15 protein-coding genes are annotated in these 15,381 nt (G+C 56.5%); 11 read left to right on the plus strand and 4 right to left on the minus strand.

All coding sequences use genetic code 11. The features are described 5' to 3' along the window. Positions 1–10: 10 nt before the first annotated feature. The 6 genes from yjjG (at position 11) to KTH07_RS00825 (ending at position 5,532) form a co-directional block, all read left to right on the plus strand. Positions 11–688, plus strand: coding sequence for a pyrimidine 5'-nucleotidase (gene yjjG / locus KTH07_RS00800; RefSeq protein ID WP_017383835.1), 678 nt, complete (start codon positions 11–13; stop codon positions 686–688). A gap of 92 nt (positions 689–780) precedes the next feature. Then, on the plus strand, positions 781–2,370 hold the full coding sequence (prfC, locus tag KTH07_RS00805; protein WP_006810210.1) for a peptide chain release factor 3: 1,590 nt from the start codon (positions 781–783) through the stop codon (positions 2,368–2,370). A gap of 303 nt (positions 2,371–2,673) precedes the next feature. Next, entirely contained in the window at positions 2,674–3,291 is a 618-nt protein-coding gene (gene osmY, locus KTH07_RS00810; RefSeq protein WP_015572610.1) for a molecular chaperone OsmY, read from the plus strand. Between the two features lie 125 nt (positions 3,292–3,416). Next, the gene (locus tag KTH07_RS00815) at positions 3,417–3,578 is read left to right on the plus strand and encodes a DUF1328 domain-containing protein (RefSeq protein WP_003856556.1); all 162 of its coding nucleotides are present in this window, start codon (positions 3,417–3,419) and stop codon (positions 3,576–3,578) included. A gap of 122 nt (positions 3,579–3,700) precedes the next feature. Continuing rightward, entirely contained in the window at positions 3,701–4,753 is a 1,053-nt protein-coding gene (locus tag KTH07_RS00820) for a patatin family protein (protein WP_003856550.1), read from the plus strand. Next, positions 4,750–5,532 (plus strand): metal-dependent hydrolase, encoded by a 783-nt coding sequence (locus KTH07_RS00825; RefSeq protein ID WP_017383834.1) that lies wholly within the window; start codon positions 4,750–4,752, stop codon positions 5,530–5,532. Before KTH07_RS00820 ends, KTH07_RS00825 begins: the two co-directional genes overlap by 4 nt. Here the strand turns inward: KTH07_RS00825 and KTH07_RS00830 are convergent. After that, a complete protein-coding gene (locus KTH07_RS00830; RefSeq protein WP_023303052.1) occupies positions 5,527–6,387 on the minus strand; it encodes a YjjW family glycine radical enzyme activase in 861 nt (286 codons plus the stop codon). The two genes, KTH07_RS00825 and KTH07_RS00830, sit on opposite strands and share 6 nt — an antisense overlap. Next, the gene (locus KTH07_RS00835) at positions 6,362–7,897 is read right to left on the minus strand and encodes a YjjI family glycine radical enzyme (protein ID WP_063162009.1); all 1,536 of its coding nucleotides are present in this window, start codon (positions 7,895–7,897) and stop codon (positions 6,362–6,364) included. Before KTH07_RS00835 ends, KTH07_RS00830 begins: the two co-directional genes overlap by 26 nt. A 262-nt stretch (positions 7,898–8,159) precedes the next feature. Between KTH07_RS00835 and deoC the strand changes: the two genes are divergently transcribed. The 4 genes from deoC to deoD all read left to right on the plus strand — a co-directional run bounded on the left by deoC (position 8,160) and on the right by deoD (position 12,484). Beyond that, entirely contained in the window at positions 8,160–8,939 is a 780-nt protein-coding gene (gene deoC / locus KTH07_RS00840) for a deoxyribose-phosphate aldolase (RefSeq protein ID WP_023303054.1), read from the plus strand. 99 nt (positions 8,940–9,038) lie between these two features. After that, positions 9,039–10,361, plus strand: coding sequence for a thymidine phosphorylase (gene deoA / locus KTH07_RS00845; protein ID WP_017383831.1), 1,323 nt, complete (start codon positions 9,039–9,041; stop codon positions 10,359–10,361). A 53-nt stretch (positions 10,362–10,414) separates the two neighbouring features. Then, positions 10,415–11,638 carry a phosphopentomutase gene (gene deoB / locus KTH07_RS00850; protein ID WP_003856540.1) on the plus strand — a complete coding sequence of 408 codons (1,224 nt, stop codon included), beginning with the start codon at positions 10,415–10,417 and terminating at the stop codon, positions 11,636–11,638. A gap of 126 nt (positions 11,639–11,764) precedes the next feature. Next, positions 11,765–12,484, plus strand: a complete 720-nt coding sequence (gene deoD / locus KTH07_RS00855; protein ID WP_003856538.1) for a purine-nucleoside phosphorylase — start codon at positions 11,765–11,767, stop codon at positions 12,482–12,484. Positions 12,485–12,569: 85 nt separating this feature from the next. Here deoD and lplA read toward each other — a convergent pair whose 3' ends face one another. Further along, positions 12,570–13,586, minus strand: coding sequence for a lipoate--protein ligase LplA (lplA, locus tag KTH07_RS00860; RefSeq protein WP_015572614.1), 1,017 nt, complete (start codon positions 13,584–13,586; stop codon positions 12,570–12,572). A gap of 39 nt (positions 13,587–13,625) precedes the next feature. Beyond that, complete coding sequence (locus KTH07_RS00865; RefSeq protein ID WP_015572615.1) at positions 13,626–14,270, minus strand: YtjB family periplasmic protein; 645 nt, start codon at positions 14,268–14,270, stop codon at positions 13,626–13,628. A gap of 117 nt (positions 14,271–14,387) precedes the next feature. On the opposite strand from KTH07_RS00865, the gene serB reads away from it, so the two are divergent. Continuing rightward, a complete protein-coding gene (gene serB / locus KTH07_RS00870) occupies positions 14,388–15,356 on the plus strand; it encodes a phosphoserine phosphatase (protein WP_003856524.1) in 969 nt (322 codons plus the stop codon). The last annotated feature ends 25 nt before the right edge of the window (positions 15,357–15,381 follow it).

Consider the following 15,381-nt stretch of genomic DNA (forward strand, 5'->3'; position numbering starts at 1 on the left):
GGTTGTAACGATGAAATGGGACTGGATTTTCTTTGATGCCGACGAAACGCTGTTTACGTTTGACTCGTTCGGCGGCCTACAGCGGATGTTTCTCGACTATAGCGTGACGTTCACCGCGGAAGATTTTCAGGACTATCAGGCGGTGAACAAACCGCTGTGGGTGGATTACCAGAACGGAGCCATCACCGCGTTACAGCTTCAGCATCAGCGTTTTGACGTGTGGGCTGAACGGTTAAACGTCAGTCCTGGGGCGCTGAACGAGGCCTTCCTGAATGCGATGGCGGATATCTGCGCGCCGCTGCCCGGCGCCGTTTCTCTGCTGGATTCGCTGAAAGGGAAGGTGAAGCTTGGGATCATTACCAACGGCTTTACCGCGCTTCAGCAGATCCGCCTTGAACGCACCGGCCTGCGCGATCATTTCGACGCGCTGGTGATCTCCGAAGAGGTGGGCGTACCGAAGCCGGATCCGCGTATTTTCGATTATGCGCTGGCGCAAGCGGGCAATCCTGACCGCGATCGCGTGCTGATGGTGGGGGATACGGCAGAATCTGATATTCTGGGAGGTATGAGATCGGGCCTGTCGACCGTCTGGCTGAATGCGCATGGTCGCACGCTGCCGGAAGGCATCGAGCCGACCTGGACCGTTACGTCATTGAACGAACTGGAGCAGCTCCTGTGTAAACAATGATTGCCTGCCCCCTGTTGATGGGTAAAATAGCCGCATTTTTCGTATTCCATGATGCGCGGCCTGCTGCCGCGCTTACCTAAGAAGAATTGATTATGACGTTGTCTCCTTATCTGCAAGAGGTGGCCAAACGCCGCACTTTTGCCATTATCTCGCACCCGGATGCCGGTAAAACGACCATCACCGAGAAGGTGTTGCTGTTCGGACAGGCGATCCAGACCGCGGGTACCGTTAAAGGCCGTGGCTCCAGCCAGCATGCTAAATCCGACTGGATGGAGATGGAAAAGCAGCGTGGTATTTCGATTACCACCTCCGTGATGCAGTTCCCGTATCACGACTGCCTGGTGAACCTGCTGGACACCCCGGGGCACGAAGACTTCTCCGAAGATACCTACCGTACGCTGACGGCGGTGGACTGCTGCCTGATGGTGATCGACGCCGCGAAAGGTGTTGAAGATCGTACCCGCAAGCTGATGGAAGTCACCCGTCTGCGCGATACGCCGATCCTCACCTTTATGAACAAACTCGACCGTGACATCCGTGATCCGATGGAGCTGATGGATGAAGTGGAAAACGAGCTGAAGATTGCCTGCGCGCCAATCACCTGGCCGATTGGCTGCGGCAAGCTGTTCAAAGGGGTTTACCACCTCTATAAAGACGAAACCTACCTGTACCAGACCGGTAAGGGCCACACCATTCAGGAAGTCCGCATTGTGAAAGGTCTGGACAATCCCGAGCTGGACGCCGCTGTCGGTGAAGAGCTGGCCGCCCAGCTGCGCGATGAGCTGGAGCTGGTTAAAGGCGCGTCGCACGAGTTCGACAGAGAGCTGTTCCTGAGCGGTGAAATTACCCCGGTCTTCTTCGGTACCGCACTCGGCAACTTCGGCGTTGACCATATGCTCGACGGTCTGGTGGAGTGGGCCCCGCAGCCGATGCCGCGTAAAACCGACACCCGCGAAGTAGAAGCGAAGGAAGAGAAGTTCTCCGGCTTCGTCTTTAAAATTCAGGCCAACATGGATCCGAAACACCGTGACCGCGTCGCCTTTATGCGCGTGGTTTCCGGTAAGTACGAAAAGGGCATGAAGCTGCGTCAGGTCCGTATCGGTAAAGACGTGGTGATCTCCGACGCGCTGACCTTCATGGCGGGCGACCGTTCGCATGTAGAAGAAGCCTATCCGGGTGACATCATTGGTTTACACAACCACGGTACCATTCAGATTGGTGATACCTTCACGCAGGGCGAAATGATGAAGTTCACCGGTATCCCGAACTTCGCGCCAGAACTGTTCCGCCGCATTCGCCTGCGCGATCCGCTGAAGCAGAAGCAGCTGCTGAAAGGCCTGGTCCAGCTTTCCGAAGAGGGCGCGGTACAGGTGTTCCGCCCAATCGCCAACAACGATCTGATCGTGGGCGCGGTGGGTGTGCTCCAGTTCGACGTGGTGGTTGCCCGTCTTAAGAGCGAGTACAACGTGGAAGCGATTTACGAATCGGTGAACGTGGCGACCGCCCGCTGGGTTGAATGTTCAGACGTGAAGAAATTCGAAGAATTTAAACGTAAGAACGAAGTTCAGCTGGCGCTGGACGGTGGCGATAACCTGACCTATATCGCCCCAACCATGGTAAACCTGAACCTGACGCAGGAACGTTATCCTGATGTTCAGTTCCGCAAAACGCGCGAGCATTAATTTCCTTTCAGAGCACGGCAGCCGCCGTGCTCTTCTTTAATTCCTGTGATATTAAACCCTTGCGGAATGTTCTTAATTCACCGCAATTTTTCGCTATTCGTTCGTTTTTTCCCCAATTCTGAATGCACCCCTCTGATTGTGATCTATATTTAACTCAGTGTTTAGCACCGGGCGTGGATGAATTAACTGTTCAATGCATGTCCATTGGTTCTCCATTTTGCCCCGGTGTTAATTCGCAATATATAAAACCAAGATTAGGGAAGTATGTCGCCCAAATAATGGGCAAAACACAGGAATAAATCGATGAATATGACAAGACTGAAGATTTCTAAAACTCTGCTGGCTGTAACATTGGGTAGTGTCCTGGTAAGCGGTTCTGCTCTGGCGGAAACCAGCACCATGGATAAAGCGCAAAATTCCGCCAATACCGCAGGGGAAAAAATCGATAGCTCTATGAATAAAGTCGGTAATTTCATGGATGACAGCTCAATCACAGCAAAAGTGAAAGCCGCACTGGTGGATCACGAATCCATCAAGAGCACCGATATTTCTGTTAAAACCGACAACAAGGTTGTCACCCTGAGCGGTTTCGTTGAAAGCCAGACCCAGGCCGAAGAAGCCGTTAAAGTGGCGAAAGGCGTTGAGGGCGTAAGCTCCGTCAGCGACAAACTGCACGTACGTGACAGCAAAGAATCGTCGGTGAAGGGCTATGCCGGAGATGCAGCAACTACCAGCGAAATCAAAGCTAAACTGTTAGCTGACGACATCGTGCCATCCCGTATGGTGAAAGTTGAAACCACCGATGGTGTGGTCCAGCTGTCCGGTACGGTTGAGAATCAGGCACAAAGCGATCGTGCCGAGTCAATTGCGAAAGCTATTGATGGTGTGAAAAGCGTCAAAAACGATCTGAAAACGAAGTAAAGCAGTACCATTCGCCCGTCAGGCTGAAAACCGCGGGCGAAATAAAAACGATTCTGGAAAAGCCGGTGAGTGACCTGAGCGCTCACGTTTAGCGGCCGACATTAACTATGGTAAAGGAGAGGCTTATGTTTCGTTGGGGCATTATATTTCTGGTTATCGCGTTAATTGCCGCCGCATTGGGCTTTGGTGGACTGGCGGGTACCGCGGCATGGGCAGCGAAAATTGTCTTCGTCGTCGGTATTATTCTGTTCCTGGTCAGCCTGTTTACGGGTCGACGTCGCCCGTAGCAAACGCAATATTTACTAAACAAACTCAAGCCAGTCCTCGTGACTGGCTTTTTCTCGTTTGAGAACCACCGGGGAAGTGCGTTACTGTGTCTCATCAAAATAATGAAAACAGGAAGGCAGAGGTGGGGCAACGAATTCCCGTTACGCTCGGCAATATTGCGCCGCTGACGTTAAAACCGTTTCATGCAGGCCAGCTTGCGCTGGTCTGTGAAGGGGGAGGGCAGCGCGGTATCTTTACCGCCGGCGTGCTTGACGAATTTATGCGCGCACAATTCAACCCGTTCGATCTCTATTTCGGCACCTCTGCCGGGGCGCAGAACCTCTCCGCCTATGTCTGCAACCAGCCCGGCTATGCGCGCAAAGTGATTATGCGCTACACCACCTCCAAAGAATTCTTCAATCCGGTACGCTTCGTACGCGGCGGGAACCTGATCGATCTCGACTGGTTACTGGATGCCACCTCCAGCCAGATGCCGCTGGCCATGGATACCGCGTCACGTCTGTTCGATACCGGCAAAGAGTTCTGGATGTGCGCCAGCCGTGGCGATGACTATTCGCCGGGTTACTTTTCGCCGCAGAAAGAGAACTGGCTGGATATCATCCGCGCGTCCAGCGCGATCCCGGGATTCTACCGCACCGGCGCCCTGCTGGAGGGGATAAGCTATCTTGACGGCGGTATCAGCGACGCGGTGCCGGTACAGGAGGCGGCGCGGCGCGGGGCAAAAACCATTGTGGTGATCCGCACGGTGCCTTCGCAGATGTATTACACCCCACAGTGGTTTAAGCGGATGGAACGCTGGCTGGGCGACAGCAGCCTGCAACCGCTGGTGAATATCGCGAAGCAGCATGAAACCACCTACGGCGCGATGCAGCGTTTTATTGAAAAACCACCGGGCAAGCTGCGCATCTTTGAAATTTATCCGCCTAAACCGCTGTTGAGCATGGCGCTGGGCAGTCGGCTGCCTGCGTTGCGTATGGATTACAAAACGGGGCGGCTGTGCGGGCGTTACTTCCTGGCGACCGTCGGGAAAATGCTGGCGGAGCAACCGCCTCTTCATCGGCATAAAAGCATCATTTTGCCGCCTGCCGTTGTGGCCAATGACGCGGTGGCGATGCCGCTGGTGGACGCGCCGCAGGCCAACGATGGCTTACTCGATAACGAGGATCTGGCGTGACGCACTGCTTTATCGATACCCATTGCCACTTTGATTTCCCGCCGTTTAGCGGGGAGGAAACATCAAGTATTGCGCGCGCGGCTCAGGCCGGTGTGAGAGCCATTATTGTGCCCGCTATTGAAGCGGCGAGATTCGACAAAGTTCTGGCGCTTGCCCGGGAGCACGATGCGCTGTATGCCGCGCTGGGTCTGCATCCGATCGTTATTGAGCACCATCTTGATGACCATCTCGACAGGCTGGATGCCACGCTGCAAAATGCGGATACGAAGCTGGTTGCCATCGGTGAGATCGGCCTCGATCTCTATCGTGAAGATCCGCAGTTTGAGCGCCAGCAGACGATCCTGGATGCGCAGCTCCGGCTGGCAAAGCGCCACGATCTGCCGGTGATCCTCCACTCCAGACGTACCCATGACAAACTGGCGATGCACCTGAAGCGTATCGACGTGCCGCGCAGGGGCGTGGTCCATGGTTTCGCTGGAAGCCTTCAGCAGGCGCAGCGTTTTATTGAGCTGGGCTATAAGATTGGCGTCGGTGGCACCATGACCTATCCGCGTGCCAGCAAAACCCGTGATGTGATGGCGCAGCTCCCGCTGACCTCGCTCCTGCTGGAAACGGATGCGCCTGACATGCCGCTGAATGGTTTTCAGGGCCAGCCCAACCGCCCGGAGCAGGCGGCGCGCGTTTTTGATGTGCTGTGTGAGCTGCGTCAGGAGCCTGAAGATGTGATTGCCAGCGCGCTGCTGGAAAACACCCGCGCGGTCTTCGGCATCACGCTATAAATAAAGGGCCGGGCGGATCACCGTGATCTGCTGCCGTTCCAGGGCCTGCGCCAGCGGCTCGATGTCCTCCGGCGTGGCGCTCCGCCATCGCGCCGCCTCCCCGTAAACCCCATGAGCATGAAACGCGTTGATCCGCACAGGAACGTTCCCCAACGCGTGGATAAAAGCGGTCAGCGATGGCAGATGGTGCAGATAATCACACCGAGCGGGGATCACCAGCAGGCGCAGCTCCGTCAGGCGATGACGATCGGCCAGCCAGCGGATGCTCTGCTTGATCTGCGTGTTTTCGCGCCCGGTCAGAAAACGGTGATGTTCATTGCCCCAGGCTTTCAGATCCACCATCGCGCCGTCAAACACCGGTAACAGCTTTTGCCAGCCGGTTTCGCTTAACAGGCCGTTGCTGTCCACCAGGCACGTCAGATGGCGCAGGGACGGATCGGCTTTGATCGCGGTGAACAGCGCAACCAAAAACGGCAGCTGCGTGGTGGCCTCACCCCCGCTGACGGTCACGCCCTCAATAAACGGCGCGGACGTGCGAACCCGGGAGAGGATCTCCTCGACGCTATAGCGCTGCGCCATCGGCGTCGCCTGCTGCTGACACAGGTGCAGACAGGTGTCGCACTGCTGACAGTGACTCTCCTGCCACCAGACGCGCCCGGCCTGAATTGCCAGCGCATCATGAGGACAGTGGGGAACACAGTCGCCGCAGTCGTTGCAGCGCCCTATCGTCCACGGGTTGTGGCAGGTTTTGCAGCGCAGGTTACAGCCCTGGAGGAACAACGCCAGGCGGCTGCCCGGCCCGTCAACGCAGGAGAAGGATATGACCTGACTAACTAAAGCGCATCTGCTGTTCATGGCTTATCACGCGCGGCTGACGTTCCAGAATACGGGTATTGCGCGCGGCCTCCTCGCCGAGCCAGGTGGTGTTGGTGCGCGAGCCGGCCTCCCGGTATTTCTCCAGATCGGAGAGCCGCACCATATACCCGGTGACGCGCACCAGGTCGTTTCCGGCTACATTCGCGGTGAACTCACGCATACCGGCGTTGAACGCCCCCAGGCACAGCTGCACCACAGCCTGAGGATTGCGTTTAACCGTTTCCTCCAGGGTGAGAATATCGCTGATCCCCGAATGATAGTGTTTATGATGCGGCGCCACGGCCAGCAGGTGGCTGACAGGGTCCGGTTCGTCGCCGTACGGCAGACGTGCGCCCGGCGTGGTGCCAGAATCGGAACTGATCCCAGACTGGGCATGCAGCATCGCGCGGTGCTGCCAGCCGTGTTTCACCGGCGTGTTTTCAACAAACGCCGCAAGCTGTTCACTGATGCGGTAGCCCAGCGCATTGGCCTGTTCGTTCTTACCGTAACGTCCCGTAATGCCTGCTTTCTCGCACAGCACATTCACCGCTTCGGCCAGACCGTACATGCCAAACATCGGCACAAAGCGATCGGCATCAATCAGCCCCTCTTTCACCAGGAAGCTATTCTCAAAGAAGCCGGATTGTTCATATAGAAAATCGCAGCGCGCATTGATGATCGCGATTTGTTGCTGGCAGTAGTGGGGAAGGGTACGGGTGAAAAAGTCTTCCGGTGAGCGGCTGTGTTCCGCAATCGCTTTCAGGTTAAGGCGCACCAGCGTGCTGCCGCCGCCCGCCAGCGGCAGGGAGTTGTAACAGCTCACCACGCCATAGCGACCTTTTGTGAAAATTTTATCATTCACCGGGCCATTAGAAATATGCGGTTTACTACATTCACAAATGTTTTCCGCCACGCTCAGCAGCAGATCGCTGGGGGTTACATCCGGGTCGTAGATAAAGGTCAGGTTCGGCACAACCTGCTTCAGTTCGGCATCCGCGCGAAGGATGGCTCGGGTGACAGGCGTATCCGCCGGGCCGATATTGGCATGCATAAACGCATCGGGCAGGGTTCTGTCCAGGTAACGCCAGAAACGTTTTATTCGGCTATCGATTTCATCCTGTGTTAGAATTTTAACATAGGGGCTGAGTATCTCATCGAGCTGGCCCAGATAGACCGGCATCGATGTGACGGACGGAACATGGTGATAAAGGATAGTGAGCAGCGAGAGGGCATCATCCAGATCTTTCGCCCCTTCCAGCTCCAGCCATTCTGAGCCGTTAGCCAGAAATTTAGCGTAGTCCGGCAGCACGTAGCGCGGTTTGTAAGGCGCATGGCCTTCGAACATGTCGCAGATGAATCCCTCGTCCAGCGCGGCCCGGGCCGCCTCTGGCAGAGCGGGATAGGGCAGATTGTTCTCTGCTTCCAGCGCCAGAAAATGACGTTTTTGTTCCGGGGTTAACACCGGGCTGGTCACAATGTGCTGGCAACGTTGTTGCAGGGCGTCGGGCATGTTCACTTCCTTGGTTGTTCTGCGGATAGTGAACGAATTGTAGGAAGCCAGCCTGGTGGCGCTTTTGATCAGACAGGGGATATCGCCGATTTAGTCAGCAATTAACGCACTAAAATTTGAAGAAGATCTCATTACAGTAATGCAAATTTGCACACAGTTTTCATTAACTGTGATGAATGTCGAAGTGTGGATGCGGGTGAATGTTAGAATACTCACAGACCCGCAAGGTAAAATTTATACGGCACTGCCGTTGGAGAATGTTATGACCGATTTAACTGCAAGCAGCCTGCGCGCGTTGAAACTGATGGACCTGACCACCCTGAACGATGACGACACCAATGAAAAAGTCATCGCCCTGTGCCATCAGGCGAAAACGCCAGTGGGTAACACCGCCGCCGTCTGTATCTATCCGCGCTTCATCCCGATTGCCCGCAAAACGCTGAAAGAGCAGGGCACGCCGGACGTGCGCATTGCCACCGTAACCAACTTCCCGCACGGCAATGACGATATCGACATCGCGCTGGCAGAAACCCGCGCGGCGATTGCGTACGGCGCAGACGAAGTTGACGTGGTATTCCCGTACCGCGCGCTGATCGCCGGCAACGAGCAGGTCGGTTTTGACCTGGTGAAAGCCTGTAAAGACGCGTGTGCGGCGGCAAACGTGCTGCTTAAAGTGATCATCGAAACCGGCGAGCTGAAAGAAGAGGCGCTGATTCGTAAAGCGTCTGAAATCTCTATCAAAGCGGGCGCGGATTTCATTAAAACCTCTACCGGTAAAGTGCCGGTCAACGCTACCCCGGAAAGCGCACGCATCATGATGGAAGTCATCCGTGATATGGGCGTGTCCAAAACCGTTGGCTTCAAACCGGCGGGCGGCGTGCGTACCGCGGAAGACGCGCAGCAGTTCCTGGCGATTGCCGACGAGCTGTTCGGCGCCGACTGGGCTGATTCCCGCCACTACCGCTTCGGCGCGTCCAGCCTGCTGGCCAGCTTGCTGAAAGCGCTGGGTCACGGTGACGGTAAGAGCGCAAGCAGCTACTAAGTTGAATTGCCGGGTGGCGCTACGCTAACCCGGCCTACAGGATCGTAGGGCGGGTCAACATATCCGCCGCCATTCACCCGATTCCGCATGGAGGTTACCGTGTTTCTCGCACAAGAAATTATTCGTAAAAAACGTGATGGTCATGCATTAAGCGACGAAGAAATCCGCTTTTTTATCAATGGCATTCGTGATAACACCATCTCTGAAGGGCAGATTGCGGCTCTGGCGATGACCATTTTCTTCCACGATATGTCGATGCCTGAGCGCGTGTCGCTGACCATGGCGATGCGAGATTCAGGAACCGTTCTGGACTGGAAAAGCCTCAACCTTAACGGCCCAATTGTGGACAAACACTCCACCGGCGGCGTGGGCGACGTGACGTCTCTGATGCTCGGCCCAATGGTGGCGGCCTGTGGCGGTTACATCCCGATGATTTCCGGGCGCGGCCTGGGTCATACCGGCGGTACGCTCGACAAACTGGAAGCCATTCCGGGCTTCGATATCTTCCCGGATGACAACCGCTTCCGCGACATTATTAAAGACGTTGGCGTGGCGATTATCGGCCAGACCAGCTCTCTTGCTCCGGCTGACAAGCGTTTCTACGCGACGCGTGACATTACCGCGACCGTAGACTCCATCCCGCTGATCACCGCCTCTATCCTTGCCAAAAAACTGGCGGAAGGTCTGGATGCGCTGGTGATGGATGTGAAAGTGGGCAGCGGCGCGTTTATGCCAACCTATGAACTCTCTGAGGCGCTGGCCGAAGCGATCGTTGGCGTCTCCAACGGCGCGGGCGTGCGCACCACTGCACTGCTGACGGACATGAACCAGGTGCTGGCCTCCAGCGCCGGTAACGCGGTTGAAGTCCGTGAGGCCGTGCAGTTCCTCACAGGCGAATACCGTAACCCGCGCCTGTTCGATGTCACCATGGCGCTGTGCGTTGAGATGTTAATCTCCGGCAAGCTGGCCAAAGACGACGCGGAAGCCCGCGCGAAGCTTCAGGCGGTGCTGGACAACGGCAAAGCGGCGGAGATCTTTGGTCGGATGGTGGCGGCGCAGAAAGGCCCGACCGACTTCGTGGAAAACTACGCGAAATACCTGCCCACCGCGATGCTCAGCAAAGCGGTCTATGCGGACAGCGAAGGCTTTGTCTCGGCTATGGATACCCGCGCGCTCGGCATGGCTGTTGTGTCTATGGGCGGCGGTCGTCGTCAGGCATCGGACACCATTGATTACAGCGTCGGCTTTACCGATATGGCCCGTCTGGGCGACAGCGTTGACGGCCAACGTCCGCTGGCGGTGATCCACGCTAAAGATGAAGCCAGCTGGCAGGACGCGGCGAAAGCGGTGAAGGCGGCAATATCTCTTGACGATAAAGCACCGGAAACCACACCGACGGTCTATCGTCGTATCACTGAATAGCGGTATACTGATCTGATCGCATTTTTATGAAGCACTAAGTACGGAGAACAATTATGAAACGTGCATTTATTATGGTGCTGGACTCATTCGGCATCGGCGCAACCGAAGATGCAGAACGATTTGGTGACGTGGGTTCCGATACCCTTGGTCACATCGCGGAAGCCTGTGCAAAAGGCGAAGCGGACAACGGTCGTAAAGGCCCTCTGAACCTGCCAAACCTGACCCGTCTGGGGCTGGTAAAAGCGCATGAAGGCTCTACCGGTAAGATCGCAGCCGGTATGGACGGTAACGCGGAAGTGGTGGGCGCCTACGCGTGGGCGCACGAGCTCTCTTCCGGGAAAGATACTCCGTCCGGTCACTGGGAAATTGCCGGCGTGCCGGTGCTGTTTGACTGGGGTTACTTTTCCGATCACGAGAACAGCTTCCCGCAGGAGCTGCTCGATAAGCTGGTGAAGCGCGCCAACCTGCCGGGCTACCTCGGCAACTGCCACTCTTCCGGTACCGTGATTCTGGATCAGCTCGGCGAAGAGCATATGAAAACCGGCAAGCCGATTTTCTATACCTCTGCTGACTCCGTGTTCCAGATCGCCTGCCATGAAGAGACGTTTGGCCTGGATAAACTGTACGAGCTGTGCGAGATCGCCCGTGAAGAGCTGACCGAAGGCGGCTACAACATTGGCCGCGTTATCGCGCGTCCGTTTATCGGCGACAAAGCGGGTAACTTCCAGCGTACCGGCAACCGTCACGATCTGGCCGTGGAGCCACCGGCGCCGACCGTGCTGCAAAAACTCGTCGACGAGAAAGACGGCCACGTGGTTTCCGTGGGTAAAATCGCGGACATTTACGCCAACTGCGGCATTACCAAAAAGGTCAAAGCGACCGGTCTGGATGCGCTGTTCGACGCCACCATCAAAGAGATGAAAGAAGCGGGCGATAAGACCATTGTCTTCACCAACTTCGTGGACTTCGACTCCTCCTGGGGCCACCGTCGCGACGTCGCCGGGTATGCTGCGGGTCTGGAGCTGTTTGACCGCCGTCTGCCAGAGCTGATGGAGCTGGTGGGGGAAGATGACATTCTGATCCTGACCGCTGACCATGGCTGTGACCCGACCTGGACCGGTACCGACCACACCCGTGAGCACATTCCGGTGCTGGTGTACGGCCCGAAAGTCAAACCGGGCTCGCTGGGTCACCGTGAGACCTTCGCGGACATCGGCCAGACGATTGCGAAATACTTTGGTACGTCTGACATGGAATATGGCAAGGCTATGTTCTAAACGGATTGGGTGCGGCCTGATGCCCTCACCCCGGCCCTCTCCCACCGGGAGAGGGAGAAACAGAATGTAGGCCGGGTAAGGCGTAGCCGCCACCCGGCAAAAACAACAATGTAAAAGGAACTGAAGATGGCAACTCCTCACATTAATGCAGAAATGGGTGATTTCGCTGACGTCGTATTGATGCCGGGCGACCCGCTGCGCGCGAAGCACATTGCAGAAACCTTCCTCGAAGACGTGCGTGAAGTGAACAACGTGCGCGGCATGCTGGGCTTCACCGGCACCTATAAAGGCCGCAAAATCTCCGTGATGGGTCACGGCATGGGTATCCCATCCTGCTCCATCTACACCAAAGAGCTGATCACCGATTTCGGCGTGAAGAAAATCATCCGTGTCGGCTCCTGCGGCGCAGTGCGCATGGACGTTAAGCTGCGTGACGTGGTGATCGGCATGGGCGCGTGCACCGACTCTAAAGTCAACCGCATTCGCTTTAAAGATCATGATTTTGCAGCCATCGCTGACTTTGACATGGTGCGTAACGCGGTTGACGCGGCAAAAGCGCTGGGCGTTGACGCGCGCGTGGGCAACCTGTTCTCTGCCGATCTGTTCTACTCGCCAGAAGGCGACATGTTCGACGTGATGGAAAAATACGGCATTCTGGGCGTGGAAATGGAAGCGGCCGGTATCTACGGCGTGGCGGCTGAATTCGGTGCGAAAGCGCTGACCATCTGCACCGTGTCTGACCACATCCGTACCCACGAGCAGACTACCGCTGCCGAGCGTCAGACCACCTTCAACGACATGATCAAAATCGCGCTGGAATCCGTTCTGCTCGGCGATAAAGAGTAATACCTGTTGTGCCGGGTGGCGGCTTCGCCTGACCCGGCCAGCGGTTTTACAGGCCCGCTAAGCAGAGCGCCAGCGGGCTTTTTTATTAGCGTACTGCCTGCGCAATCCACGCCGATAACTCCCGCAACTCTTGTTCCTGTTCCGGAAAATCAACACGTAACGCGTCACACTCCTGTTGCAGCATATCTGCCCGATAGAGACAGCCCTGCAAACGTGCAGCCAGCGCTTCTAACGGTGCCGGATTAAGACTATCCGTAAATACCTGAGTACGAGAGATATGGCCTTTCTCGACGTCAAAGTGCAGCTCAACGCCGCCCCAGGTAAATCGCTCATCCAGCAGGTGTGAAAACGCCGGTGCCTGACCGAAATTCCACTCCCAGCTGCTCTGGCGGGCGAAGGTTTCCGCGAAGTTTGGCAGATCCGGGGTTTTATCCGGAGAAATCACCTCGGCTTCTACGCGTTCACCGTAATGCCTGAAAAAGGCCTCGCGGATCGCATCGCAAATGCGTTCATGGGTAATCCCCGGCAGGAGCTCCACCAGATTCGCCACGCGACCGCGCACGGAGGTAATTCCCTTAGCCTGGAGCTTTTTCTTGTCCGGATTCAGATAGTTTGCCAGACGGCTCAGATCGGCATTCAGCAATAATGTGCCGTGGTGGAATCCGCGATCCATCGTTTCGCGGTAGGCTGAGCCTGACACTTTCCGGTCGCCTTCAGGCGTTTTCACGACCAGATCGTTACGTCCCGAGGCTTCAGCCGTCACGCCGAGTGAATTGAGCGCGTTAAGCACAATGGAGGTCGAGATGGTTTTGTCGTATTCCGGCTTGCCCGCCATAAAGGTAAAGCAGGTGTTGCCCAGATCGTGAAACACCGCACCGCCGCCGCTGCTGCGGCGCGCCAGGCGGACGTTGTCCTCTTCCATACGGCGGGTGTTACACTCTTTCCACGGATTTTGCGCGCGACCAATAACGACCGTATCGGCGTTGCGCCAGAGAAACAGGACGCGCTGGGTGGCAGGCATCTGGCGGAAGATGCACTCTTCCACCGCCAGGTTAAACCAGGGATCGTAAGAGTCAGAGATTAGCAGGCGTAACGTCGACATGGCAGATTTCCTTTTCCGAATCATCCGCCTACTTTATCATTATTCTTTCTTCTCGCTCTCTTCCTCTTCGGGAACCGACTTGCTGGCGGTTAACAGGAACGGCGACTGCTGCCAGCGGGTGCGTTTGCCCTGGAGCAGCGTGCGCGCCAGTACCACGCCAATCGCCAGCGAGAGCAGCAGCATCAGGCGCAAAATATTGGTGGTGTTATCCACCTGTTTGGCTTCGGTTGGCAGGGTGTGGGTGTCGAGTGTCAGACGTAAATAGCCGAGCGGACCATTCTTGCCCTGAATGGGTTCGACGATTTGTTGGTTGAAATAACCCCCGGCTTTTTTGCCATCCAGCGCCAGCCTGTCGCGCACGTCGACATGCTCACCCGCGCGGGCAATCAGGTCGCCCTGTTCATCGTACACGCCCGCATCCAGAATGCGGCTGTTTTCCGTAAGCTGGCGCAATACCTGGGCTATTCGCTTATCATCCGGCGTTTCGGTGCGCATAGACGGCGCAACGTTGAGCGTCACCTGGCGCGCCAGCGTCCGGGCCAGTTCCTCAAACTGCGGGTTACGCTGTCGTTGGTGATTCTGGCTAAACCAGGATGCCCCCTGCATCAGCGCCACTAATAGTGCGAGACAGATCAGGACAATCACGGCGCGATGAAGCCGGAATTTCAGTTTTGCGCGAGCCATATTCCACCTGCTTAAAATTTACGGCTTAATGTTGCCAGAAGTGATGGTTACAGGGTAGCCTCATGCGTTATTTTCCCTCTGGAACCTTCCGGCGCGAACGAAATTACAGGAGCTTCAATGCCGAACATTACCTGGTGCGACCTGCCAACGGATGTCTCTTTATGGCCAGGATTGCCGCTCTCTTTAAGTGGCGATGAGGTGATGCCTCTCGATTACCACGCTGGCCGTAGCGGCTGGCTGCTGTACGGACGCGGCCTGGATAAGCAACGCCTCACCCAGTATCAAACCAAACTGGGCGCAGCGATGGTCATCGTTGCGGCCTGGTGCGTGGAAGATTATCAGGTTATTCGCCTGGCGGGTTCCCTGACGCAGCGCGCCACGCGTCTGGCGCACGACGCCGGGCTGGACGTTGCCCCCCTCGGCAAAATTCCGCACCTGAAAACGCCCGGCCTGCTGGTAATGGACATGGACTCCACCGCCATTCAGATCGAATGTATTGACGAGATTGCTAAACTGGCGGGCAGCGGCGAGCTGGTGGCGGAAGTCACCGAGCGCGCGATGCGCGGCGAGCTGGATTTTACCGCCAGCCTGAGACAGCGCGTGGCGACCCTGAAGGGGGCCGATGCTAACATTTTGCGTCAGGTGCGCGATGAACTGCCCCTGATGCCTGGGCTGACGCAGCTGGTGCTCAAGCTGGAGACGCTCGGCTGGAAAGTGGCGATTGCCTCCGGCGGGTTCACCTTCTTTGCCGACTACCTGCGTGACAAGCTGCGTCTGACCACCGTGGTGGCAAACGAGCTGGAGATCATGGACGGCAAACTCACCGGACAGGTCATCGGCGACATCGTGGATGCGCAGTACAAAGCCAATACGCTGACGCGTCTGGCGGAGAAATATGCCATTCCGGTCGAGCAGACCGTCGCCATCGGCGATGGCGCGAACGATCTGCCGATGATCAAAGTTGCCGGGCTGGGTATTGCCTACCATGCCAAGCCGAAAGTGAATGAAAAGACGGAAGTCACTATCCGTCATGCTGATCTGATGGGGGTGTTCTGCATTCTCTCCGGCAGCATTAATCAAAAATAGCGGCCTGCTTTTGTAGGCCGGGTAA

The organism is Enterobacter cloacae complex sp. ECL72 (genome assembly GCF_019056635.1).
Classification (GTDB): domain Bacteria; phylum Pseudomonadota; class Gammaproteobacteria; order Enterobacterales; family Enterobacteriaceae; genus Enterobacter; species Enterobacter hormaechei_C.

What these genes read in the sequence shown, in the direction of transcription:
- deoD (WP_003856538.1), top strand. Translation starts at nt 11,765, where the DNA reads ATGGCAACTCCTCACATTAATGCAGAAATGGGTGATTTCGCTGACGTC.
- lplA (WP_015572614.1), bottom strand. Translation starts at nt 13,586, where the DNA reads ATGTCGACGTTACGCCTGCTAATCTCTGACTCTTACGATCCCTGGTTT.
- prfC (WP_006810210.1), top strand. Translation starts at nt 781, where the DNA reads ATGACGTTGTCTCCTTATCTGCAAGAGGTGGCCAAACGCCGCACTTTT.
- KTH07_RS00835 (WP_063162009.1), bottom strand. Translation starts at nt 7,897, where the DNA reads ATGCCCGACGCCCTGCAACAACGTTGCCAGCACATTGTGACCAGCCCG.
- osmY (WP_015572610.1), top strand. Translation starts at nt 2,674, where the DNA reads ATGAATATGACAAGACTGAAGATTTCTAAAACTCTGCTGGCTGTAACA.
- KTH07_RS00865 (WP_015572615.1), bottom strand. Translation starts at nt 14,270, where the DNA reads ATGGCTCGCGCAAAACTGAAATTCCGGCTTCATCGCGCCGTGATTGTC.
- yjjG (WP_017383835.1), top strand. Translation starts at nt 11, where the DNA reads ATGAAATGGGACTGGATTTTCTTTGATGCCGACGAAACGCTGTTTACG.
- KTH07_RS00815 (WP_003856556.1), top strand. Translation starts at nt 3,417, where the DNA reads ATGTTTCGTTGGGGCATTATATTTCTGGTTATCGCGTTAATTGCCGCC.
- deoC (WP_023303054.1), top strand. Translation starts at nt 8,160, where the DNA reads ATGACCGATTTAACTGCAAGCAGCCTGCGCGCGTTGAAACTGATGGAC.
- KTH07_RS00830 (WP_023303052.1), bottom strand. Translation starts at nt 6,387, where the DNA reads ATGAACAGCAGATGCGCTTTAGTTAGTCAGGTCATATCCTTCTCCTGC.
- deoB (WP_003856540.1), top strand. Translation starts at nt 10,415, where the DNA reads ATGAAACGTGCATTTATTATGGTGCTGGACTCATTCGGCATCGGCGCA.
- serB (WP_003856524.1), top strand. Translation starts at nt 14,388, where the DNA reads ATGCCGAACATTACCTGGTGCGACCTGCCAACGGATGTCTCTTTATGG.